Origin of the sequence: Anaeropeptidivorans aminofermentans, from assembly GCF_940670685.1 — a bacterium.
In the GTDB taxonomy this organism is placed as follows: domain Bacteria; phylum Bacillota; class Clostridia; order Lachnospirales; family UBA5962; genus Anaeropeptidivorans; species Anaeropeptidivorans aminofermentans.
The window spans coordinates 2,344,958-2,367,512 of the sequence record NZ_OW711693.1 but is presented as its reverse complement, the minus strand read 5'-3'; the positions used below and the strand labels follow the sequence as shown (position 1 = coordinate 2,367,512).

General features: G+C 36.4%; 22 protein-coding genes and 1 other annotated feature. Of the genes, 21 read left to right on the top strand and 1 reads right to left on the bottom strand.

Annotation, left to right across the window (positions count from 1 at the left end; all coding sequences use genetic code 11):
* Positions 1-20 precede the first annotated feature (20 nt).
* From NBX03_RS09975 to spoVAE, 6 genes are all read left to right on the top strand, one after another.
* Complete coding sequence (locus NBX03_RS09975; RefSeq protein ID WP_250227630.1) at positions 21-515, top strand: peptide deformylase; 495 nt, start codon at positions 21-23, stop codon at positions 513-515.
* A 459-nt stretch (positions 516-974) separates the two neighbouring features.
* Positions 975-1,589 carry a stage V sporulation protein AA gene (locus NBX03_RS09970; protein ID WP_250227629.1) on the top strand — a complete coding sequence of 205 codons (615 nt, stop codon included), beginning with the start codon at positions 975-977 and terminating at the stop codon, positions 1,587-1,589.
* Entirely contained in the window at positions 1,589-2,020 is a 432-nt protein-coding gene (locus NBX03_RS09965; protein ID WP_250227628.1) for a stage V sporulation protein AB, read from the top strand. The genes NBX03_RS09970 and NBX03_RS09965 overlap by 1 nt, the downstream gene beginning before the upstream one ends.
* Positions 2,021-2,154: 134 nt before the next feature.
* Positions 2,155-2,616, top strand: a complete 462-nt coding sequence (gene spoVAC / locus NBX03_RS09960) for a stage V sporulation protein AC (RefSeq protein ID WP_250227627.1) — start codon at positions 2,155-2,157, stop codon at positions 2,614-2,616.
* Positions 2,609-3,622, top strand: coding sequence for a stage V sporulation protein AD (gene spoVAD / locus NBX03_RS09955; RefSeq protein WP_250227626.1), 1,014 nt, complete (start codon positions 2,609-2,611; stop codon positions 3,620-3,622). The genes spoVAC and spoVAD overlap by 8 nt, the downstream gene beginning before the upstream one ends.
* A 4-nt stretch (positions 3,623-3,626) precedes the next feature.
* The gene (spoVAE, locus tag NBX03_RS09950; protein WP_250227625.1) at positions 3,627-3,983 is read left to right on the top strand and encodes a stage V sporulation protein AE; all 357 of its coding nucleotides are present in this window, start codon (positions 3,627-3,629) and stop codon (positions 3,981-3,983) included.
* Between the two features lie 91 nt (positions 3,984-4,074).
* Here the strand turns inward: spoVAE and NBX03_RS09945 are convergent, their stop codons facing one another.
* Positions 4,075-4,257: a hypothetical protein gene (locus NBX03_RS09945; RefSeq protein WP_250227624.1), complete on the bottom strand. Its 183-nt coding sequence runs from the start codon at positions 4,255-4,257 to the stop codon at positions 4,075-4,077.
* Positions 4,258-4,350: 93 nt separating this feature from the next.
* On the opposite strand from NBX03_RS09945, the gene NBX03_RS09940 reads away from it, so the two are divergent.
* The 15 genes from NBX03_RS09940 (at position 4,351) to NBX03_RS09870 (ending at position 22,548) form a co-directional block, all read left to right on the top strand.
* Positions 4,351-4,572 (top strand): helix-turn-helix domain-containing protein, encoded by a 222-nt coding sequence (locus tag NBX03_RS09940; protein ID WP_250227623.1) that lies wholly within the window; start codon positions 4,351-4,353, stop codon positions 4,570-4,572.
* 235 nt (positions 4,573-4,807) lie between these two features.
* Positions 4,808-5,026 (top strand) — a binding site (T-box leader).
* Positions 5,027-5,096: 70 nt separating this feature from the next.
* Positions 5,097-7,733, top strand: coding sequence for an alanine--tRNA ligase (gene alaS / locus NBX03_RS09935; protein ID WP_250227622.1), 2,637 nt, complete (start codon positions 5,097-5,099; stop codon positions 7,731-7,733).
* Positions 7,733-8,272: a prepilin peptidase gene (locus tag NBX03_RS09930; RefSeq protein WP_250227621.1), complete on the top strand. Its 540-nt coding sequence runs from the start codon at positions 7,733-7,735 to the stop codon at positions 8,270-8,272. The genes alaS and NBX03_RS09930 overlap by 1 nt, the downstream gene beginning before the upstream one ends.
* Positions 8,273-8,275: 3 nt before the next feature.
* The gene (locus NBX03_RS09925) at positions 8,276-8,770 is read left to right on the top strand and encodes a YqeG family HAD IIIA-type phosphatase (protein WP_250227620.1); all 495 of its coding nucleotides are present in this window, start codon (positions 8,276-8,278) and stop codon (positions 8,768-8,770) included.
* Positions 8,771-8,992: 222 nt separating this feature from the next.
* Positions 8,993-9,160, top strand: a complete 168-nt coding sequence (locus NBX03_RS09920; protein ID WP_250227619.1) for a hypothetical protein — start codon at positions 8,993-8,995, stop codon at positions 9,158-9,160.
* A gap of 407 nt (positions 9,161-9,567) precedes the next feature.
* Positions 9,568-9,855 (top strand): late competence development ComFB family protein, encoded by a 288-nt coding sequence (locus NBX03_RS09915; protein ID WP_250227618.1) that lies wholly within the window; start codon positions 9,568-9,570, stop codon positions 9,853-9,855.
* Between the two features lie 14 nt (positions 9,856-9,869).
* Positions 9,870-10,316, top strand: a complete 447-nt coding sequence (gene aroQ, locus NBX03_RS09910) for a type II 3-dehydroquinate dehydratase (protein ID WP_250227617.1) — start codon at positions 9,870-9,872, stop codon at positions 10,314-10,316.
* A gap of 174 nt (positions 10,317-10,490) precedes the next feature.
* The gene (efp, locus tag NBX03_RS09905; protein ID WP_250227616.1) at positions 10,491-11,048 is read left to right on the top strand and encodes an elongation factor P; all 558 of its coding nucleotides are present in this window, start codon (positions 10,491-10,493) and stop codon (positions 11,046-11,048) included.
* A 1,310-nt stretch (positions 11,049-12,358) separates the two neighbouring features.
* Positions 12,359-13,732, top strand: a complete 1,374-nt coding sequence (locus tag NBX03_RS09900) for a glycine--tRNA ligase (protein WP_250227615.1) — start codon at positions 12,359-12,361, stop codon at positions 13,730-13,732.
* Between the two features lie 290 nt (positions 13,733-14,022).
* Positions 14,023-16,650, top strand: coding sequence for a pyruvate, phosphate dikinase (gene ppdK / locus NBX03_RS09895; protein ID WP_250227614.1), 2,628 nt, complete (start codon positions 14,023-14,025; stop codon positions 16,648-16,650).
* Between the two features lie 524 nt (positions 16,651-17,174).
* Positions 17,175-18,236: an FAD-binding protein gene (locus NBX03_RS09890; RefSeq protein ID WP_250227613.1), complete on the top strand. Its 1,062-nt coding sequence runs from the start codon at positions 17,175-17,177 to the stop codon at positions 18,234-18,236.
* A 185-nt stretch (positions 18,237-18,421) separates the two neighbouring features.
* Complete coding sequence (locus NBX03_RS09885) at positions 18,422-19,093, top strand: uracil-DNA glycosylase family protein (protein WP_250227612.1); 672 nt, start codon at positions 18,422-18,424, stop codon at positions 19,091-19,093.
* Positions 19,094-19,770: 677 nt separating this feature from the next.
* A complete protein-coding gene (locus tag NBX03_RS09880) occupies positions 19,771-20,514 on the top strand; it encodes a MerR family transcriptional regulator (RefSeq protein ID WP_250227611.1) in 744 nt (247 codons plus the stop codon).
* A 386-nt stretch (positions 20,515-20,900) separates the two neighbouring features.
* Positions 20,901-21,563 carry an RluA family pseudouridine synthase gene (locus NBX03_RS09875; RefSeq protein ID WP_250227610.1) on the top strand — a complete coding sequence of 221 codons (663 nt, stop codon included), beginning with the start codon at positions 20,901-20,903 and terminating at the stop codon, positions 21,561-21,563.
* 223 nt (positions 21,564-21,786) lie between these two features.
* The gene (locus NBX03_RS09870) at positions 21,787-22,548 is read left to right on the top strand and encodes a ribonuclease HII (protein WP_250227609.1); all 762 of its coding nucleotides are present in this window, start codon (positions 21,787-21,789) and stop codon (positions 22,546-22,548) included.
* The last annotated feature ends 7 nt before the right edge of the window (positions 22,549-22,555 follow it).

Genomic DNA, 22,555 nt, shown 5'->3' with positions numbered 1-22,555 from the left:
AAAGGAGGGAGCAAGGCAATATGATACGAGAAATACTGAAACTTGGAAATCCACAGCTTTATGAACCCAGTGAAGAAATTGTAGAAGAAGACTTTGGCTTTTTGCCTGAGTGGATAGAAGACTTGCACGATACACTTATGGATTATCGAAAAAAATATGGAGCAGGCCGCGCAGTTGCGGCACCGCAAATAGGAATTAAGAAACGGCTGCTATATATGTTTTTGGATAAACCCTATGTTTTTATAAATCCAGTGATGCGCTTTCCTGATAATGAAAAATATATATTGCTGGATGATTGTATGTCCTTTCCCGGCCTGATTGTTAAAGTGGAACGGTATAAGCGTGCAGATATTTCTTATTTAGATGAAAATTTAAAACCCCAAACAATGCATTTAGAAGGAGATCTTTCGGAGCTGCTCCAGCATGAATATGACCATTTGAACGGAATTTTATCTACGATGCGTGCAGTTGACAATAAGTCATTTTATTTGGAGCAAATGAAGCGGGAATTTTAATGCCGTGCTTTTGTATACAAGCATAATTTCTTTACAATAAAAATTTTTTGTCATTTTATATTCTAAGGCATGGCCTATAATCCATGTCTTTTTTTATTTAAAAATTTTATATTCAAATACAGGCTTGTTTTTCTCTTGAAAAGCAATAATGAATATTTTACGTATATTTTGAGAAAATATATAGTAGTCTTAATTTATTTTTAGATATTGCGAAAAAATGAAAACAAAAAGAATAAAAGCTATAGCTATTCGTGTACTCGAATAAAAGTAGACAATAGCGCTGTAAATTTGCTTTTCCTTGATTTTATGTCTTCTTGGAGCCCGTTACGTACTGCGGAAGAAAAGCAAATTTACTATATGGTTTATTTCTGAGTATAGATGCGCTTAATTCTAAAAATGCTTTCAAATCAATTTATAATTAACGGCTCAGCCGAAAATAAAGCTGATGGGAGGAATTAGGTGGATATTTATGTTAAACCAACAAAAAAAGCTCTTATTAAGGGAAAAAATACTGTAAAAATAAAGGATATAGCTGAAATTATAGCTTCTGAAAGCGTAAAGGCCCGTATTGAGGAGCTTACAATATTAATAAAAACAGGAAGTAAGCCGAATCATCTTTTGTCTATAGCTGATATTATTAGAATGATACTGAAGGAATATCCAGACAGTACAATTATTAATATCGGCTCAAAGGATATATTGGTAGAATTTGAAACAGAAAAGTCGGAAAACAAGATAATTAAATATCTTAAGATAGTTTTTATTTCCACTATTTTATTTACAGGTGCGGCTACGGCTATTATGAGTTTTCATTCAGATGCTCAGATACCCAAAGTTTTTCAAAATTATTATGAGATATTTTTCGGCGAATATAAGGAAGACCCTTTGATAATTGAAATATCTTATTCCATAGGGCTTGCACTTGGGATAATTGTTTTCTTTAATCATTTTGGCGGGAAGAAAATAACCAATGATCCGACGCCTATAGAAGTAGAAATGTCCGTCTATGAAACTGAAATAGTGGATACCGTAATAGAGTATCTCAATAAAAATAAAAAAGGAGACGGCTCATAATGCTGTATTTGAAATATTTGCTTTCTGTACTCATAGGCCTTGGCGGAGGCGTAGTGATATCTGGGGCTGTATTTGCGTTTATAGCTATTATAGGTGTTGTTCCAAGGCTTGCACAGAAAACATCAACGGAAAGCTATATTAAATTATATGAAGAAATGATTATACTGGGAGGAATATTCGGCTGTGTAAATATAAGCTTTGATTATAGCATAAGGCTAAATCCTCTTATGGTAATATATATAAGCGTTTGCATAGGGATATTCTATGGCTGTTTGGCAATGTGCCTTGCAGAGGTCCTGGATGTGCTTCCCATACTGGCCAGAAGGACAAGGCTTCAAAAGGGAATGAAGATATTTATTCTTTCAATGGCCTTAGGGAAGCTTGCAGGTTCTCTTCTTTATTTTATGGTAGATGGTTTTTTTGAAATATAGCATTTTATAAATTTAATATTTTAAGCAATTTTAATTTATTTGAAATTGTTATATTAAATAGAAAATAGAAGCATGGAATTTTTACTGCAAAACTTTTGGCAATATTAAAGTTTATTTATTAAAAGGAGGAAAAAATGTCACAGATTACAAAAAATAAAGCTGAATATTCAAAAATGGTAGATAAGATATCCCCGAATTCAAAAATATTTACGAATTGCATCAAAGCCTTTGTCGTAGGGGGATTGATATGTATTTTAGGCCAGCTTGTTTTAAATACTTTGCTTAACAGAGGGCTTTCGGAAGAAAATGCCGGAACCGTAACCTCTATAATAATGATTTTTTTGGGTGTATTTTTTACAGGTCTCGGCGTATATCCAAAGCTTGGTAAATTCGCCGGTGCAGGTTCTATCGTTCCTATAACAGGCTTTGCAAACAGTGTTGCGTCCCCTGCCATAGAATTTAAAAAAGAAGGCCAAATCATGGGCGTAGGCGCAAAGATGTTTATCATAGCCGGGCCTGTTATCGTATTTGGAACCATAACATCGATTATTATAGGATTGATACATTATTTTACCGGAGGTGCCTTAAGTGTCTAATAAAATAGGAAAACAGAGCGTTTTATTTACGAATCCTGTTTCTATCGTGAATACCGCTTCAGTTGTAGGCCCCAAAGAAGGGGAAGGACCTTTAAACAGATATTTTGACGTTATACTTGAAGACGTTTTAAACGGCGGAGAAAGCTGGGAGCAGGCGGAATCCCTTATTGTTGAAAAAACATTTAATATGGCTGCAAAAAAAGCAGGGCTTACCCTTGATGATATAGATTATATAATTGCAGGAGATTTGCTTAACCAGAACACAGGAAGCACATTTGGCATAAGAGAATTAAACAGGCCGTTTTTCGGCGTATTCAGTGCCTGCTCTGCCATGGGAGAATCTATGATTATAGGTTCTATGCTCATTGACGGAGGATTCGGAAAAAACATAATTGCAGGAGCTTCAAGCCATTTCTGCGCCGCTGAAAAACAATTCCGTTCACCTCTTAACTTAGGTACTCAAAGGCCTCCTACGTCTACATGGACAGTAACAGGCTGCGGTGCTGCGGTTTTATCCAATAAAGAAAAAGGGCCCTTTGTAACAGGGGCAACCGTAGGAAAGATTGTGGATATGGGCATAAAAGATGCCTTTAATATGGGGGCGGCTATGGCGCCTGCGGCGGCAGATACCCTGCTTACCCATTTTAATGATTTTAATATTACGCCCGACTATTATGATTTAATCATAACAGGAGACTTGGGACACGTTGGAAGAGAGCTTGTAATAGAGCTTTTAAAAGAACAGGGAATAGAGCTTAAGGATAATTTTACTGACTGCGGAATAAAAATTTTTGATAAGGAAAAGCAGGATACCCATTCAGGGGGAAGCGGCTGTGCATGTGCGGCAGTTACTTTTGCAGGATATTTATATGATAAGCTTAAAAATCTTGCATTTAATAGAATTTTACTTGTTCCCACCGGTGCCCTTTTAAGCCCAACCACAAGCCAGCAGGGAGAAACCATACCCGGCATAGCCCATGCCGTAAGAATAGAGAATAGCAGGTGATAATATGGAATATTTAAAAGCTTTTTTAGTAGGTGGAATCATATGCGTCATAGGACAGATTTTAATCGATAAAACAAAAATGACTTCTGCAAGAATTCTTGTTTTGTTTGTAGTCATCGGCTGTATTTTAGGCGGTCTTGGCATATACGGAAAAATCGTTGATTTCGGCGGAGCAGGTGCTACTGTGCCTCTTCCGGGATTCGGATATAATCTTGCAAAAGGGGTTATATCTGAAGTTGATGAAGTAGGCCTTTTAGGTGTATTTACCGGAGGCATGAAGGCCGCTGCCGGAGGAATCGCCTCTGTCGTGACCTTTAGCTATTTAGCTTCCTTGGTATTTGAGCCTAAGGAAAAGGAATAAATATAGCTCATAGGCATTGCTTCGGCAACAGAAAAATTCGCAGGAAATTATTTGAATCAAAGTGTAATAGCATAATGAAAGAAAAAGTGGTCTAAAGGCCACTTTTTCTGGTATTTGCTGTATCTTCTTCTAAATGGAGAATATGTAGGTTTGGTTTATTCGCTTCGTCGGAAATAATATTTTCCTCTGCTTCTTCAATCGCTTCTTTTGCTTTATCTATAATTTCACTTAATGCAATTATAAGAGCGTTATTTATATTTTTATAATCGGGCATACCGCATCACCTCAAATATTATTTTAAGGGAAATACCCTTAAAAGTCAATAAGGTGTATTCCCTTATGGATAATAATATTGAGGTGAAAAAATATGTACGAAAGAATACGCGATATGAGAGACGACAAAGGTATGACACAGGCTCAAATAGCAAAGCTATTAAATATTCATCAGACTACTTATTCCGACTATGAGCTGGGAAATTTGAATATCCCGATACCTGTACTGAATAAGCTTGCAGATTTATTCGAGACAAGTATTGATTATTTAGTAGACAGGACAGACGAATCAAAACCATACCCACGAAAAAGATAAATTTATTTGACCTAAGCTTTTTATGCGGCAAATGCATGAAAGATATATGCGAATTAGCTGCTTTGGCATTTTCGACTTGAATCTATTTGATAGAATATATTTCCATCAAATTATAAATCTTCCGGCGGTGTATTGCCAAAATCTCCTTTTAGGGACAGAAAAATACTTTCTTGCATTTGTCCTATAGAATACTATTGACAAAATATCTGCCAATTGATATATTTAATCAAATATTATTATTTAAAGGGAAAAAGAGGAGTAAGCAAAAGAAGCCTCAAAGAGAGGGGATTAGGGTGAGATTTCCCCAGTAGCTTTTTGCTGAAGCAGCTTTTTATAACCCTGACTGCCGAAGGTTTATTCTGTGTAGGCAGCCACGTATGCCGGCGTTAACGGTTCGAGTGGCGTTTGTTTTTTACGCAACTTAGGGTGGTACCGCGATTTATTCGTCCCTATATTTAAGGTGCCTTTTTTATTTTACGGATATTTAAGCCCCAGCAGGGCATTTGTTTAAGGAGGGAATTTTTATGGAATATATGAAAGTTAATGAGCTTAGAGAAAGCTTTTTAAGTTTTTTTGAGAGTAAGGGGCATTTAAGGCATGCTTCTTATCCCTTGATACCGCAAAATGATAAGAGCCTTCTGCTTATAAACGCAGGAATGGCTCCTTTAAAGCCTTATTTTACGGGAATTGAAGTTCCGCCGTCTAAGAGAATGACCACATGCCAGAAATGTATTCGTACAGGAGACATTGAAAACGTAGGAAAGACTTCAAGGCATTGTACATTTTTTGAAATGCTGGGTAATTTCTCCTTTGGCGATTATTTTAAGGAGGAAATCATTCCATGGAGCTGGGAATACTGCACTGAGGTTCTTAAAATACCCGCAGACAGGCTTTACGTTTCAGTATATCATGAAGATGATGAGGCTTTTAAAATATGGAATGAAAAAGTAGGCCTTCCTGCCGAAAGAATCTACCGTTTAGGCAAGGAAGATAATTTCTGGGAAGTTGGAACAGGCCCTTGCGGTCCCTGCTCTGAAATATATTTTGACAGAGGGGAAGAGTTCGGCTGTCAGGAAGATACCTGTGAAGTAGGCTGTGAATGCGACAGGTTTATGGAAGTATGGAATCTTGTTTTCACTCAGTTTAATAAGGAAGAAGACGGAAGCTATACACCTCTTGCTCACCCGAATATTGATACGGGTATGGGCCTTGAAAGGCTTGCTGTTGCCATGCAGGGGGTAGAATCCGTATTTGATATAGACTCTATCAAGGCTGTAAGGGAAGCCGTATGCAAAACCGCCAATAAGGAATACGGCAAATCTTATGAAACCGATGTTTCAATCCGTATTGTAACAGACCATATCAGAGCCGTTACATTTATGCTTGCAGACGGTGTTCTTCCGAATAATGAAGGAAGAGGCTATGTATTAAGAAGGCTTTTAAGAAGAGCCGCCCGCCATGGAAAGCTTTTAGGCATAGATAAAATGTTCCTTACGGATTTATGTAAGGTGGTTATAAGAGAAAGTAAGGATGCTTATCCTGAGCTTTTAGAAAAACAGGATTATATATTTAAAATACTCTCCCTTGAAGAAAGCCGCTTTTATGAAACCCTTGACCAAGGTCTCGAATTTTTAAAAAGCTATATTAAAAAGGTTAAGGAAAGAGCAGAAAAAATGCTTTCGGGAGAAGATGCTTTCAGGCTCTATGATACCTTTGGATTCCCCTTTGAGCTTATGAAAGAAATTCTTGCAGAAGATCATATTGGTATCGATGAAGACCAATTCCTCAAGGAAATGGAAAATCAAAGGCAGCTTTCAAGAAGCAGCAGGGAAGAAAATACCTTTATGGGCGGGGCAGAAGAAATATATGCTAAGGTTGGCTCAAAGGAACCTACGGAATTCATAGGATATACCTATTTATATACTGAAGATGCCCTTGTGAAAGGCCTTGTTGTGAACGGAGAAATCGTAGATAAAGCCCTTAAGGGAGAAGAAGTTTCCGTTGTTTTAAATAAAACGCCTTTCTATGCAACAGGCGGCGGACAGCAAGGGGATAAGGGGAAAATAGAAACTGCCGAAGGCATCGTGGAGATAAAAGACTGTATTAAATCCGCCGGAAAATATGTTCATATCGGTGTAGTAACAGAAGGGGAAATTCGTTCAGGCTCTATCGTAAAAGCTGCCGTTGATGAGAAAAACAGAATGAATACCGCAAGAAACCATACGGCGACCCACCTTCTTCAAAAAGCTTTAAGAGAAGTTTTAGGCACTCATGTTGAGCAGGCCGGCTCTTATGTTTCAGAAAACAGGCTTAGATTCGACTTTACTCATTTTGAGGCAATCGGCTACGAGGATTTAGAAAAGATAGAAAGAATGGTGAATGATAAAATATTCTCTTCTCTTACTGTAGAAATCATTAATACCGATATTGATAAAGCAAAAAGTATGGGCGCCATGGCTCTTTTCGGCGAAAAGTATGAAAAAGATGTAAGAGTAATAAAGGTAGCCGATTACAGCATAGAGCTCTGCGGCGGTACCCACGTTAAAAATACCGCTCAAATATCCACCTTTAAAATACTCTCCGAAAGCGGGATTTCCGCAGGCGTAAGAAGAATAGAAGCGCTCACGGGAGAAGCTGCTCTTGAATATTATAAATCTCAGGATATATTAATTAAAACGGCTGCTATGGCACTTAAAACAACCCCTGAAAATCTTGTAAAAAGGGCAGAAACAGCCATAAAAGAAATGAGAGAATTAAAATCTGAATTTGAAAAGCTTAAAAGCAGCATGACCGGTAACATTGTAGACGATATATTAAAGACAGGCACAGAAGTAAAAGGAATCAGTTTAGTCGTTTCAGATGCTGGGGAACTTGATATGAATGGCTTGAGAACCCTCGGCGATAAGCTGAAAGATAAGCTCAAATCTGGTATAATAGTAATTACTTCAAAACATGAGGATAAGGCAAATCTTGTCGTTATGGCTACGGATGACGCTGTTTCAAAGGGCGTTCATGCCGGAAATATTATTAAGGAGCTTTCAGCTATTATAGGAGGAAAAGGCGGTGGAAAGGCAAATATGGCTCAGGCCGGAGGAAAGTCCCCTGAAAAAATAGAGGAGCTTACCAAGAAAGCCGCCGGTGTTATAGAAGAATTACTGTAATGAGGGCCGCATTCGAGCTTATGGTTTTTGACAGAATAGATGTATTTGCAGTTAAAATCATAAGTATTTTGATTTTTATTTTCTTCTTATTGGTACTCTCTTTTATTGATATGAAAAGACATATTATACCTGATAAAATCCTTATATTTTTTGCAGGCACAGGCATATTAATAAATACATGCATTTTTCTTTTAGTCTTTGATTATTGGATTTTGATTAGTGCCCTTGCAGGTTTTATATCGGGGATATTTCCTTTATTTCTTGCGATTGTTTTATCGAAAGGGAAAATGGGCGCCGGAGACATGAAGCTTCTGGGCGTAATCGGCATATGGACAGGGCCTGTAAATACCTTATTGATATTTTTCATAAGCGTCCTTTTGGCTGGCATATTTGCTGTTTTTATGCTTCTTTTAAGAAAAATGAATATAAAGTCGGAGCTTCCTCTGGGGCCTTTTATGCTCCTGGGAAGCATCGCCTGCATAGCTTTTAATGATAGCCTTATGAATATCATAGGAAGAGTATTATTAATAGGGAGTTAGATTATGTTTAAAATTTTTTGCCCAAAGGAATATTTGCCGGATATTTCTTCTGTTGATTATAAAAAGCTTTATGATAGCGGTATAAGATATCTAATATATGATATTGATAATACCATAGCAGCATATGAGGAGCATAAACCGGGAGAGAAAGCCTTAAAGCTTTTTGATAAGCTCATTAAAATGGGTTTTAAAATAGCTTTTGTTTCCAATAATCATAAAAAGAGGGTTACGCTTTTTAATGAAGACCTTAAATTTATAGCAATCCACCACGGGTTAAAGCCCTTACCCTTTGGTATATGGAAAGCAATGAAAATGATAAAAGCTAAAAATAATAATACAGCCCTTATAGGAGACCAGATTTTTACAGATGTCCTATGCGGAAACTTAAACAATATATATACTATTCTTGTAAAGCCGGTTTCAGATAAAGACGTTTTATCTGTAAAAATAAAAAGAGGCCTTGAAAAAAAGATACTTGAAAGATATTATAAAAATTAGCTCTAATAAAAATCTCTATGGATAAAATTTAAGGTTTCATTTATTAAACCTTGCCACAAAAAGTGAAAAAATGTATAATGTAACTAAAATCAAGCAAGGCTTGATTTTAGTTATGAATATATTCCCGAAGGGAATGTATGAATATATAAATGGCAGAAGAGAAAAAAGGCGAAATCAAGCAAGGCTTGATTTTAGTTATGAATATATTCCTGAAGGGAATGTATGAATATAAAAAAGAGAAAGACCGCACGGGAAATCAAGCAAGGCTTGATTTTAGTTATGAATATATTCCCGAAGGGAATGTATGAATATAAAAGAGAGAAAGACTGCACGGGAAATCAAGCAAGGCTTGATTTTAGTTATGAATATATTCCCGAAGGGAATGTATGAATATATAAATGGCAGAAGAGAAAAAAGGCGAAATCAAGCAAGGCTTGATTTTAGTTATGAATACATTTCCGAAGGGAATGTATGAATATATAAATGGCAGAAGAGAAAAAAGGCAAAATCAAGCAAGGCTTGATTTTAGTTATGAATACATTTGCGAAGGGAATGTATTCATATATAATACCGAATATATTTCAAAAGAAAGCGTATAAATAGACGAACGACAGAAAAGAAATAAGACAAAATCAAGGTTACTTAATCTTGTTTCGTTTTCGCAGGTAACGTATAAATAGATAATAATAAGCATAAACGTAAGACAACATATACAGACGATATAAAAACGGATTAAGGTGTGATTACAGTACAGATGCAGACGAATTGAAATTAATATAATGTCCGGAGGTAATTATATGATAGTTGTTAAAAATTATATGGAGGAAATTGTTTTGGAAAGCCTTGACAAGGTTATAGAATCCTGCGGCGGCTGTGACTGCGAAATATGCAGAATGGATATTCTGGCAGTTGCGCTTAACTCTCTGCCTCCAAAATATATTGCAACGGAAAAAGGACAGTTATATTCTAAGGTCTCTATACTTCAGCAGCAATTTGATGTAGACGTGGTTTCAGCGATAGCGAGAGCTGTGGATATAGTAAAGAAAAATCCAAGACATAATAAAAAGAAAGACGCAGAAGCTTAATAAGGGGTGCGTTTATGAATAAAGTAAGAATAATCCACGGTCCCAATTTAAATTTTACAGGTATCAGGGAAAAGGATTTTTATGGAAGCGAATTTTTAGACGATATTAATAAAAGAATCCTTGAAAGAGCTGAGGAGCTTTCTTTTGACGCAGAATGCTACCAGTCGAATTCCGAAGGAGATATAATCAATTATATTCAGTCTTGCTATTATGAAGGCGTAGAAGCTATAATAATAAATCCTGGGGCCTATACACATTATTCTTATGCCATAAGAGACTGTATTGCATCTGTAAGTATCCCAACCGTTGAGGTACATTTATCAAATATTCATCAAAGGGAAGAGTTCAGGCATACTTCCGTTATTGCACCGGTGTGTAAAGGGCAGCTTTGCGGGTTTGGTTCTTACGGATATTTACTTGCCCTAGATGCTGTAAATGAAATTTTAATTAATCAGCAATAAATAGATGGATTTTTGAAAAATTATATTATATACTTAGTAAGCTTTAAAAAGCTTACTAAGTATATAATACAAAATTAAAATTAAATATGGATATTATTTTCGGCTATAATTGACGTTCGGAAGGTTTTTTAACCGGGCTCAAATTAATTTATACCTTATATTTAGGAGGATTTTATGATTTCTGCAAGTGAGTTTAGAAATGGAGTAACAGTTGAAATTGACGGCGATATTTATACTATAATTGAATTTCAGCATGTAAAGCCGGGAAAGGGCGCCGCCTTTGTACGTACTAAAATAAGAAATTTAATTTCAGGCGGCGTTACTGAAAGAACCTTCCGCCCATCTGAAAAAATGCCTAAGGCTCATATAGACAGAAAGGATATGCAGTTTCTTTACACCGACGGAGAACTTTACCATTTTATGGACGTTGAAAGCTTCGAACAGAGTGCTGTTAACGCATCTGATGTTGGCGACGCTTTGGAATTTGTTAAAGAAAATGAAATGGTTAAAATACTTTCCCATAACGGAAAGGTTTTCGGTATAGAGCCTCCTCTTTTTGTAGAGCTTGAAGTAGTTGATACAGAGCCGGGCTTCAAAGGCGATACTGCTACAGGTGCAACAAAGCCTGCAAAGCTTGAAACAGGTACAAGCATAAATGTTCCTTTATTTATAAATATCGGAGACGTTATAAAAATAGATACACGTTCGGGAGAATATCTCGGAAGAGTATAATCTTTATATTAAAAAATTAAAATACGCGGGCTTAGTCTGCGTATTTTTTAGATAATAGCTTGGCTTTTAAATAATTAAAATCAAAATTTAATTTTTATTTAAGTATTTAGAATTTTTTCTTTATGAATTGGTTATTATAATTAGGAGCCTCAATGAGGCTCCACAATCAATATTATTTATTTAAATGTATAGACAGCATTTAAGAGATTATTTATTGTATTGGTTTGGGAAAACAATTCGGTTTTGTGCTGTATGCACGCCGGGGCTGATGACTTGTCATCAGCCTTTATCATTTATAATGAAAAAATAGGAACTTAAAAAACGCGATTTAAATATAAATATATCCTTGAACTTAGAAAGTAAAGGTTCAGATTTGTGAAATAACTTCGAATTTTACTTATTAAAAAGTGCATTATACAGTCAATAAACTTGAAAAACGATAAAACGCGTTTACTTAAAAACTGTCTATAGCTAAATTTATATGAAAGAGCGCTATTATTAATTTACTTTTCGCTTATTTATGCTTTCTAAAGCCAAATACTTATGGCAGAATAAAAATAAATTGCTATACAAGCTTATGTTTATGTAATTTTCAAGTTCTCTTAGTATAAATTCTTATTGACAATAGTCTCCATCATATGGTAAAGTTTCTATATATTGAAATTTAATATATGCTTTGATGAAGAAGGCTGGTTAAAAAAGACACGCGGATGAATCCGCATTAGCGAATGGGAGTTGGTGAAAGCCCTGTGTTCATTTTTTCTGGTTGGCGCTTTTGAGCATACTTACTTTAAAGTGGGCTGGTGTATGCCGGTCAATTAGGGTGGAACCACGGAAGTCAAGCTTTCGTCCCTTGCATTTAACTGCATTGGATAGAAGGCTTTTTATTTTGGCTTTATATACTATAGCGAAACAATGAATTAGCGTAACAAAAACCGTATATTTTGAATGGCTTAAAATAGTGATTCTATATTTTAAGCCGTTTATGAAAAATAGTTTTTTGTTCTTACCTTAATCTTATTTTGCTATAAATTGATAAAAGAAATTTTGGTCTGCAAAATCCTGGGGTTTAAATTTTCATTATATGTAAAGCGAAATAACAATAGTAAAGCCTAAAAAGCTTCACAAATAATTTTAAAATATTAAAATTAAATTAGATTGTGCATTTCTTGAAATTTTAAATCAGGGATGTTTTGCCATAAGACTAAGTTTTGTAAATCAAAATAATTTTAAAATCCAATTTATCGCAAAGCATTCATGATTTAACTGTTTTTAGAAAGGCCATAATAAAAAGGAAAGGAGATATAAATATGAAGAAATCAATGGAAAAAATAGTTGCTCTTTCAAAGGCCAGAGGTTTTATATTCCCAGGCTCCGAAATTTACGGCGGACTTGCTAATTCATGGGATTACGGCCCCTTAGGCGTAGAGCTTAAAAATAATATAAAAAAGGCATGGTGGAAAAAGTTCGTACAGGAAAGCACTTATAATGTAGGTGTTGACTGTGCTATCCTTATGAATCCCAGAGTGTGGGAGGCCAGCGGCCACGTGGGAGGCTTTTCCGATCCCTTAATGGACTGCCGTAAATGCCATGAGCGTTTCAGAGCCGATAAGATTATTGAGGATTTCAGAAATGACGGTGAGCCTGTAGACGGCTGGACCAACGAAGAAATGAAAAAATATATCGAAGATAACAATATCAAATGCCCTTCCTGCGGTGAGCACGACTTTACTGATATACGCCAGTTTAACCTGATGTTTAAAACCTTCGCAGGAGTTACGGAGGACAGTAAAAGTACTATTTATCTTCGTCCTGAAACAGCTCAAGGTATTTTCGTTAATTTTAAAAACGTTCAGAGAACGACAAGAAAGAAAATCCCCTTTGGTATAGGCCAAATAGGAAAATCCTTTAGAAATGAAATAACTCCGGGTAACTTCACCTTTAGAACAAGGGAATTTGAGCAGATGGAGCTTGAATTTTTCTGTGAGCCGGGTACAGATTTGGAATGGTTCCAATATTGGAGAGCCTTCTGTATTAATTGGCTTAAAGACCTTGGCATCAAAGAAGAAAGCATGAGAGTAAGGGATCATAAGCCTGAGGAGCTTTCTCATTACAGCAAGGCAACGACGGATATTGAGTTCCTTTTCCCCTTTGGCTGGGGTGAGCTTTGGGGTATAGCCGACAGAACCGATTACGACCTTAAAAAGCATCAGGAGTTTTCTGGTGAGGACCTTTCTTATTTCGACCAAACCACCAATGAAAAATATATTCCTTACTGTGTTGAGCCTTCTCTCGGTGCAGATAGAGTTACCCTTGCTTTCTTAAGTGAAGCCTATGACGAGGAGGAGGTTGCCGAAGGTGATACAAGAACAGTAATGCGCTTTCATCCAGCTCTTGCGCCCATAAAGGCTGCTGTTCTTCCCCTTTCAAAGAAGCTTTCAAAAGGCAGTATAGAAGTATATAATATGCTTTCCAAGCATTTTAATTGTGAGTATGATGAATCCGGCTCCATAGGAAAGCGGTATAGGCGCCAGGATGAAATCGGTACTCCTTATTGCATAACCTTTGACTTTGACTCTCTTGAAGACGGCTGCGTAACCGTAAGACACAGAGATTCTATGGAACAGGAAAGAATAAAAATAGAAGATCTTGTCAAGTATGTAGAAGATGGAATAAGCTTTTAATTTAATAAGTGCTTTCAAATAAACATTTAATTCAGGTGATTTTTAAGGCGGATATTTTTATTGTTTTTTGCATTGCTCTTTTGGTTTTATGCACAAAGCAGGCAAGGCATATTAGCCTGTACTAATTTAATTTGACAAATTTTACTTTGTTACTGCCAAATTTGCCCGTATATGGTATAATACGTTGTAGCGGCGTTTTGCATAAAACACCAGCAATTATGTTTAGCAAATATGCATAAAAATATGAACGCCTTAAAGCAAAATATAGAGATTTCAGGAGGTTTTTACAAATGAGCACGAAATATGTGTATATGTTTTCCGAAGGAAACGGCTCAATGAAAGAGCTGCTTGGCGGAAAGGGCGCCAATCTTGCTGAGATGACAAATTTAGGCCTTCCTATTCCACAGGGATTTACGGTTTCTACAGAAGCCTGTACTTTGTACAACACCAGCGGAAAAGTATTAAGCGATGAAATAAAGGCTCAAGTTGACAAAGCTATCGTAAAATTAGAAGAAATATCAGGAAAGAAATTCGGTGACAATGCAAACCCGCTTTTAGTTTCTGTTCGTTCCGGTTCCAGAGCTTCTATGCCTGGTATGATGGATACAGTTTTAAACCTTGGTCTTAATGACGAGGCTGTTGAGGGCCTTGCCAATGCCACAGGAAATCCCCGCTTTGCATACGACTCTTTCAGAAGATTTATTATGATGTTTGCAGACGTTGTAATCGGCGTTTCAAAGAAAAAATTTGATAAGGTTCTTGATGAGTATAAAGAATCCAAAGGCTACGGAAGCGACTTAGACTTAAATGTTGACGACCTTAAGCATATTTGCGAAGAATTCAAGAAAATATATAGAGACGATCAGGGCAAGGATTTCCCTGCCGACGCAAAGATTCAGCTTTATGAAGCTATTGGTGCTGTTTTCAGATCATGGGATAATGAAAGAGCTTTCTCCTACAGAAGAATGAACGACATTCCTTATGACTGGGGTACAGCTGTAAACGTACAGAGCATGGTTTTCGGCAACATGGGCGACGATTCCGGTACAGGCGTTGTATTCAGCAGAAATGCCGCAACAGGCGTTGACGAAATCTACGGTGAGTACATGATTAATGCACAGGGCGAAGACGTTGTTGCCGGCGTTAGAACACCGAAGCCATTCGCACAGCTTAAAGAAGAAATGCCTGCTATTTATGATGAATTCGTAAACTACGCTAAGAAGCTTGAAAGACATTATAAAGATATGCAGGATATGGAAATCACCATCGAAAAAGGCAAATTATACTTCCTTCAGACACGTAACGGAAAGAGAACTGCCACAGCCGCTCTTAAAATAGCTGTTGATATGGTTGATGAAGGCCTTATTACGTCAGAAGAAGCCCTTCTTAAAGTAGAACCCAGACAGCTTGACCAGCTTCTTCACCCAACATTTGACACAAAGGCGCTGAAAGAAGCTAATCCTATAGGAAAGGCTCTTCCCGCTTCCCCGGGAGCAGCTACAGGTAAGGTATACTTCAATGCAGAAGATGTGAAAGAAGCATCTGAAAGAGGAGAAGCATGCATTCTTGTTCGTCTTGAAACCTCTCCTGAAGACATCGAGGGTATGGCAAGATCAAAAGGCGTTTTAACCGTTAGGGGCGGTATGACAAGCCACGCTGCCGTTGTTGCAAGAGGTATGGGAACATGCTGTGTATCCGGCTGCGAAGAAATCAAAATGAATGAGGAAGAAAAATATTTCGACCTTGGCGGACACAGAATTAAGGAAGGCGACTATATTTCCTTAGACGGTTCCACAGGTAATATTTATTTAGGAGAAATTAAGACTGTTGATCCTGAAATCTCTGGAAACTTCGCTAAATTCATGGAATGGGCAGATAAAGTAAGAGATTTAAAGGTTAGAACAAACGCAGATACACCTAAAGACGCAAGCAAAGCCATTGAATTTGGCGCAGAAGGAATCGGTCTTACAAGAACAGAGCATATGTTCTTCGATGAAGAAAGAATCATTAAGTTCCGTGCGATGATTTTATCAGACTCTGTTTCTGAAAGAGAAAAAGCTCTTGAAGAGCTTATACCTTATCAGATAAGCGACTTTAAAGGCCTTTACGAAGCTATGGAAGGAAGACCTGTTACAATTCGTCTTCTTGACCCTCCGCTTCATGAGTTCATTCCTCATACAGAGGCAGAATATGAGGCTGTTTCCAAGCAGAACGGAAAGCCAGTTGCTGAGCTTAAAGCAAAAGCCGCGGCTCTTCATGAAATTAACCCAATGATGGGTCATAGAGGCTGCCGTTTATCCGTAACCTTCCCTGAAATTACAAGAATGCAGATTGTTGCTATCATCAAGGCGGCTATCGAAATAAATAAAGAAAAAGGCTACAACATCGTTCCTGAAATCATGATTCCTCTTGTAGGAGAAATTAAGGAATTTAGATTTGTTAAAGAAATCGTAGACTCCACTGCCGCTGAAGTTATTAAAGAAGCGGGTGTAGACCTTCAATATATGGTTGGTACTATGATAGAGATTCCAAGAGCTTGCCTTACAGCTGATGCTATTGCTAAGGAAGCGGAATTCTTCTCCTTCGGTACAAACGACCTTACTCAGCTTACCTATGGGCTTTCAAGAGATGATGCAGGTAAAATATTAAACGACTACATCGGCAAAAACATTTATGAAGCAGACCCTACAGCACGTCTTGACAGAACAGGCGTTGGCCAGTTAATGCAGATGGCAGTTGAAAAGGGTAAATCCACAAAAGAAAACATCAAGCTTGGTATCTGCGGAGAGCACGGCGGGGATCCTTCATCTGTTGAGTTCTGCCATATGCTTGGCCTGAACTATGTATCCTGCTCACCATACAGAGTGCCAATCGCAAGACTTGCGGCAGCTCAAGCGGCGCTTAAGTTCCCACGTTAATCAGCCGGTATTCTTGCGTTTAATTGAGGCCATATATCTTAAATGTATAGCCTGAAAGATTGTATTTAAAATATCGTTATAAAGAAACAGAGTGTGCCAGTAAGATAGGGCATACTCTGTTTTTATTTATGAAATATATTAGATGTGATATAATATGGATAAAACTAAGCTCTGCTTAGTTTTATCTGCGAACACATTTCCCAAAGGGGAATGTATGAGCAGAACCTATGCTTATGATATAATATGAATATAGTTATGAAATTTAAAAATAAGCTTGATAATTATAAGAGGATGCTCACTTAAAAAGATTTATAAGCTTACTTTTGTTTTTTTCCAAGCTCGCTTAGTGTAAAATCAAGCGCACTTAATTTTGTTTATGAATATATTTCTTAGGAGGAACGCCCTTTAAAGTAAAATATTTGAAGCAGAATAAAAGCAAATTGGCTATAGGAACGAACCTATGCCAATCATAAATTTTTAGTTTAAAACCATTGCACATATAATTATTTTGTGAGGTTATATTTATGTATGATATTGTAATCGTAGGGGCGGGACCTGCAGGGGCTACCCTTGCACGGCTTATAGGAAGTAAATATAAGGTTTTATTAATAGATAAACGTGACATGGAAAATGAGAATCCAAAGAAAATAAAAAATAAATGCTGCGGAGGACTATTGGCCCCTGATGCACAGAAAATGATTGCGCAGCTGGGGTTGGGGATACCGAAAGATATTCTGGTTAATCCGCAGCTTTTTGCTGTAAGAACCCTTGATTTAAACAATAATCTGGAGAGGCTGTATCAGAGATTTTATTTTAATATGGATAGGGATAAATTTGATCAATGGCTGATTTCTATAATTCCAAATGAGGTTGATAAAAGATTAAACGCATATTTTAAAAGTTTTACTGAAATATCCGGCGGGTATGAAATCAGCTACATTTATAACGGACAGGAAATACTTGCCAAGACGAAAATTATTGTAGGAGCCGACGGTGCTTCTTCTAAGATAAGAAAATTAATTGCTGAAGATATAAGCTCTCCTGAAAAGTACATTTCAATTCAGGAATGGTATGAATGCACAGAATATACGCCTTATTTTACAGCGATTTTTGATGAAGAAATAAGTGATTTTTATTCATGGGTTATACCAAAGGACAATTATTTATTATTAGGCTCGGCCCTTAGACCCAGAGAAGATACATGGAATAAGTATAATTTATTAAAGGCAAAGCTCATAAAACTGGGCTTTACTTTTGAAAATAAATTTAAAACAGAAGGGGCATATATTAATCGCCCTAAAAGGGGTTCCCAGCTCTACGGAGGAAAGGATAATATAGCCCTTGTAGGCGAAGCAGCAGGGGCAATCAGCCCAAGCTCAGCCGAAGGCATAAGCTATGCATTAAAAAGCTCCTTATATCTTGCCCAAAGCCTTGAAGAAGGAATCGATGGATTTTTAGACAGATACAATCAAAGGATAAAGGGCATCAGATTAAATTTACTCATAAAAAATTTAAAGTCTCCTGCTATGTATAATCCTTTTCTTAGGCAGCTTGCTATGAAATCAGGTTTACAAAGCATTCGATAATAACATAGACTATGGAGCTTCAGGGGTTATATAGTAAAATAATTTGATTCCAGTAACAAAAACCGTATATTTGAATGGCTTAATACAAGTGCTTCTATTATATTAAGTCGTTTATGAAAAATAGGCTTTTGTTACTGCCTTAAAGCTATTATACTTTAAAACGGATAGAAGCGGAGGGATTGGCATTGAAGAATTTGACGGGCAATCTGCAATTATCGGTTCTGCATTCTGATTATGACAAATTACAATTATTGTATGGGGCGAAAGAGCTAAACAGTATTTACGGGGCCGGCTGTATTTATGAACCGGATATAATGTTTATTTTTATGAATCCTACAGGGAGAAATATAGCATCTTCAAAGGAATGGAAAGGAATAAGAGCCCCGTGGATAGGAACGAAAAATATATGGAAATTGCTTTTTAAAGTTGGCTTATTAACCGAAGAAACCTACTTTCACATTGCAAATCTTAAGCCGAAAGAATGGGATTATGAATTTGCATATAAGCTTTATCAAAAGCTTTCCCGCAAAAGAGTTTATATTACTAATTTAGGAAAATGCACCCAAATTGATGCAAAGCCTATTGCCGCTCAAATTTATAGGGAGTACCTTCCCTTATTAGAAAAAGAAATAGCTATGCTTAAACCTAAGAATATTATAGCTTTCGGCAATCAAGTAAGCTCTATTTTATTGGGAAAGTCCATTTCCGTATCTAGATGCAGAGGGCGATATTTTATGAAAGAAATAGATGAAATAAGCTACCCGGTTTTCCCAGTTTATTATCCTGTAGGACAGGGCATGCGGAATATAAGCATAGCAATAGAAGATATTAAAGATATAATGCCTCGGGTAAAATAGAGGAGCATTATAAATAGCTATAGTAAATTTCAAATGAAACAGTAATAAAAATCGTATATTTTGAATGGCTTAGATATAGAGATTTTATATGTTTAAGCTGTTTATGAAAAATAGATTTTTATTACATCCTTGAGTGAAATTTACTTTATATTAACATAAGAATTAACTAATCTAGCACTAACAAAGGCACTTTATTAGAGTGTCTTTTTTCATATATAGTAAATTTAAAGTTAAACAGTAGCAAAGCCGTATATTCACGAAGGCTCAAAAATGTACCGTTTCCGAAGGAAATCCGTGTTTTTGAGCCTTAAGGGAATAGGCTTTTGCTACTTCTTCATGATAAATTTACTACACAGAGAATTTAAGGGAATTATATATAGTAAATTTAAAATTAAACAGTAAGAAAACCGTATATTCGCTTAAACTTAAAAATATGTTTTAGAAGAACTATAGTAATCGCATTTTGTGAATTGTCTTTATTTTATATATTGAAATTCTCATTATCTTACTGCTGTGTAAAGGCAACATGACGATGTTCCTAAGGAAGATGGCGTTTTGAGTCTCTAGGAATCGGTTTTGTTACTTCATTATGAGAAATTTACTATATAATAAAAATAATCTATTGACTACAACGTAACGTTATAGTATAGAATTGATTTTGCAAGGGAGGAGACAGTATGAATACGAACGAAGTAGCGAATATAACGGGAATCAGCGTGCGCACCCTTCATCATTATGACAAGATAGGGCTTTTAAGCCCTTGCCGTAATCCGGATAACGGCTATCGGGAGTATAAAGATGAGGATATAGACCGGCTTCAGCAAATCCTTTTTTTCAAGGAATGCGGATTTTCTCTTGCAAATATTATAAGGCTTTTAAGCGATCCTTCTTTTGACAGAGAAAAGGCCTTTTCTCTTCAAAAGAAATACTTACTTTATGAGAAAGACCGAATTGAAGCTATGCTTGAAACCTTAGATAAAACCATGAAAGCAATGAAAGGAGAATTAATTATGACGAATAAAGAAAAATTCGGCGGATTTGATATGAGCAATAACCCATATGAGGAAGAGGCAAGAAGCCTTTGGGGCGATGAAGCTGTAGATAGAAGCAAGGCCTATGTCGAGTCTATGTCTAAAGAAGAGCAGGAAGGAATTGCAGAAGGCATGGACCGTTTATTTAAAGAGCTTGCCAAAATAAGAGGAGAAAAACCTGATTCAGGGATTGCCCAAAACGCCATGGAAAAAATGTATCAACATTTTAACCGTAATTTTGGCTATCAGTACTCTCTCGAGGCATTTGCCGGGGTGGGAGAGCTCTATATTTCCGATAGCCGCTTTACAGAAAATATAGATAAATACGGCACGGGTCTATCAGAATTTCTTGCCGAAGCAATGAAAATTTATGCCCAGAGTAAAAAATAATTTATGATATTACTAAAAAAACCGCTGAAAAGCGGTTTTTTACATGCAGAATTTTAAAATATGTACATTGTATACCTAAAACATCCCCATGAAAAATCACAATTAAAAACTTGTCTTGAATATAGTGTTTAAAATTGGTACAATTTTTATAATAAACGTATAGTAAATCTGCTTTTCTTCCGCAGTAAATAACAGGCTCTAAGAAGGCATAAAATCAAGGAAAAGCAAATTTACGATGCTACTGTTTTACTTTTATTCGAGTATAAATAAAATTAAGTTATACTTGATTTTGTCCTAGCATACATTTCCCACAGGAAACTTATGCGTAAAGCTTGCGCTTATAGCATTAGCATTGCATTTAATCTTCTGAATTTGAAGGAGATCTTATGGAAGTAATATATGAAGATGAATATATTGTTGTTGTAAATAAGCCTTTTGGCATGCCTGTACAGAAGGACCTGACGGAAGATACTGACGTATCATCTTTTCTTAATGAGAAATACGGTGAAATTTATATGATTAACCGTATTGACAGGCCTGTAGGCGGCCTTGTTCTTTTTGGAAAAGACAAAACTTCTGCCTGTGCGCTTTCAAAACAGATTGAGGGCCGGGCAATAGAAAAGAAATATCTGGCAGTAGCAAAAGGAAGAACGGAAGAAAAAAAGGAAATAAAATCTTATCTTTTAAAAAACGGAAGGCTTAATATTTCAAAGACAGTCAATAAAAACACTAAAAACGCAAAGGAAGCCATTTTAAATTACAGGCTTTTGGCGTATAGTTCGGCGCTTGATATGAGCCTTTTGGAAATATCCCTTGAAACAGGAAGGCATCATCAAATAAGGGTTCAAATGGCGGGAGAGGGGAATTATCTTATAGGGGATACCAAATACGGAAAGAAAGATTATAAATATAGAAATGTAGCTCTTTATTCCTATTATATGAAATTTAACCACCCTAAAACCAAAGAGCTGCTGGAGATTAGAGCCCCTTATCCTAAAGAAGAGCCTTTTTCAAGCTTTAGCATAAGTCCAGACGAGGTAAATGTATGAAAATATACCCTATAATAGTCTTTTTTTATATCGCAGATTGGAATCATTTTGATATGGTCAAAAAATCCGGCTTGAATTAGAGTGCTGTAAACGGTATCTTAATTTTCCGGTATTTTGTGAAGGAAAATACTTATCTATGTTTGCACTGAAAGCAAAAAATATTAAATTTACAATAATCTATAATTAGGGTATACTTTATATAGCTTATATTAAGAGGTATATTATGAAGCCGATTGCCGAAATAAAAGATGAGTTTAAGGACTGCCAGATGCAGGAGCTTAAACCTCTTATAATGAAATATGATAATGATGAAAGACAAGGTGTAAAAAAGCTTATATCAGGATATAAGAAAAAGCTTGATTCTTACTATGAAGAGCTTGTGAGATTGAAGGAAATAAGCTTATTTGAAAACCTTTATCTTGAAAACGGATATAAATACATAGCCGGCATAGATGAAGTCGGCAGGGGGCCTTTAGCAGGCCCTGTAGTGGCCTGCGCCCTTATATACCCCAAGGATATTTTAATAGAAGGAATAAACGATTCTAAAAAGCTCTCGGAAAAAAGGCGCAACGAAATTTTCTGGCAGCTGGAAAAAAGCGCTTCCGATGTCGGCATGGGCATCGTGGAGCCGGATGTTATAGATGAAATAAATATTTTAAATGCAACGAAGCTGGCAATGAAATATGCAGTCAATAATCTTAAAGTAAAGCCGGATATACTGCTTATTGATGCGGTAAATATAGACGGCGTGGATATTGAGCAAAAGGCCATCATAAAAGGCGACGAAAGGAGCATCACCATAGCGGGAGCTTCCATCATAGCCAAGGTAATGAGAGATGAAATGATGTATAAATATGCCGAAACTTACCCTCAGTACGGCTTTGATAAAAATAAAGGCTATGGGACGAAAGAGCATATTGAAGCCATTAAAAAATACGGTCTTACGCCTATACATAGAAGGTCCTTTGTTACGAATATATTGTAAAATTTAT

What these genes read in the sequence shown, in the direction of transcription:
- NBX03_RS09975 (WP_250227630.1), top strand. Translation starts at nt 21, where the DNA reads ATGATACGAGAAATACTGAAACTTGGAAATCCACAGCTTTATGAACCC.
- NBX03_RS09965 (WP_250227628.1), top strand. Translation starts at nt 1,589, where the DNA reads ATGCTGTATTTGAAATATTTGCTTTCTGTACTCATAGGCCTTGGCGGA.
- spoVAC (WP_250227627.1), top strand. Translation starts at nt 2,155, where the DNA reads ATGTCACAGATTACAAAAAATAAAGCTGAATATTCAAAAATGGTAGAT.
- spoVAE (WP_250227625.1), top strand. Translation starts at nt 3,627, where the DNA reads ATGGAATATTTAAAAGCTTTTTTAGTAGGTGGAATCATATGCGTCATA.
- NBX03_RS09945 (WP_250227624.1), bottom strand. Translation starts at nt 4,257, where the DNA reads ATGCCCGATTATAAAAATATAAATAACGCTCTTATAATTGCATTAAGT.
- NBX03_RS09940 (WP_250227623.1), top strand. Translation starts at nt 4,351, where the DNA reads ATGTACGAAAGAATACGCGATATGAGAGACGACAAAGGTATGACACAG.
- alaS (WP_250227622.1), top strand. Translation starts at nt 5,097, where the DNA reads ATGGAATATATGAAAGTTAATGAGCTTAGAGAAAGCTTTTTAAGTTTT.
- NBX03_RS09930 (WP_250227621.1), top strand. Translation starts at nt 7,733, where the DNA reads ATGAGGGCCGCATTCGAGCTTATGGTTTTTGACAGAATAGATGTATTT.
- NBX03_RS09925 (WP_250227620.1), top strand. Translation starts at nt 8,276, where the DNA reads ATGTTTAAAATTTTTTGCCCAAAGGAATATTTGCCGGATATTTCTTCT.
- NBX03_RS09920 (WP_250227619.1), top strand. Translation starts at nt 8,993, where the DNA reads ATGAATATAAAAAAGAGAAAGACCGCACGGGAAATCAAGCAAGGCTTG.
- NBX03_RS09915 (WP_250227618.1), top strand. Translation starts at nt 9,568, where the DNA reads ATGATAGTTGTTAAAAATTATATGGAGGAAATTGTTTTGGAAAGCCTT.
- aroQ (WP_250227617.1), top strand. Translation starts at nt 9,870, where the DNA reads ATGAATAAAGTAAGAATAATCCACGGTCCCAATTTAAATTTTACAGGT.
- efp (WP_250227616.1), top strand. Translation starts at nt 10,491, where the DNA reads ATGATTTCTGCAAGTGAGTTTAGAAATGGAGTAACAGTTGAAATTGAC.
- NBX03_RS09900 (WP_250227615.1), top strand. Translation starts at nt 12,359, where the DNA reads ATGAAGAAATCAATGGAAAAAATAGTTGCTCTTTCAAAGGCCAGAGGT.
- ppdK (WP_250227614.1), top strand. Translation starts at nt 14,023, where the DNA reads ATGAGCACGAAATATGTGTATATGTTTTCCGAAGGAAACGGCTCAATG.
- NBX03_RS09890 (WP_250227613.1), top strand. Translation starts at nt 17,175, where the DNA reads ATGTATGATATTGTAATCGTAGGGGCGGGACCTGCAGGGGCTACCCTT.
- NBX03_RS09880 (WP_250227611.1), top strand. Translation starts at nt 19,771, where the DNA reads ATGAATACGAACGAAGTAGCGAATATAACGGGAATCAGCGTGCGCACC.
- NBX03_RS09875 (WP_250227610.1), top strand. Translation starts at nt 20,901, where the DNA reads ATGGAAGTAATATATGAAGATGAATATATTGTTGTTGTAAATAAGCCT.
- NBX03_RS09870 (WP_250227609.1), top strand. Translation starts at nt 21,787, where the DNA reads ATGAAGCCGATTGCCGAAATAAAAGATGAGTTTAAGGACTGCCAGATG.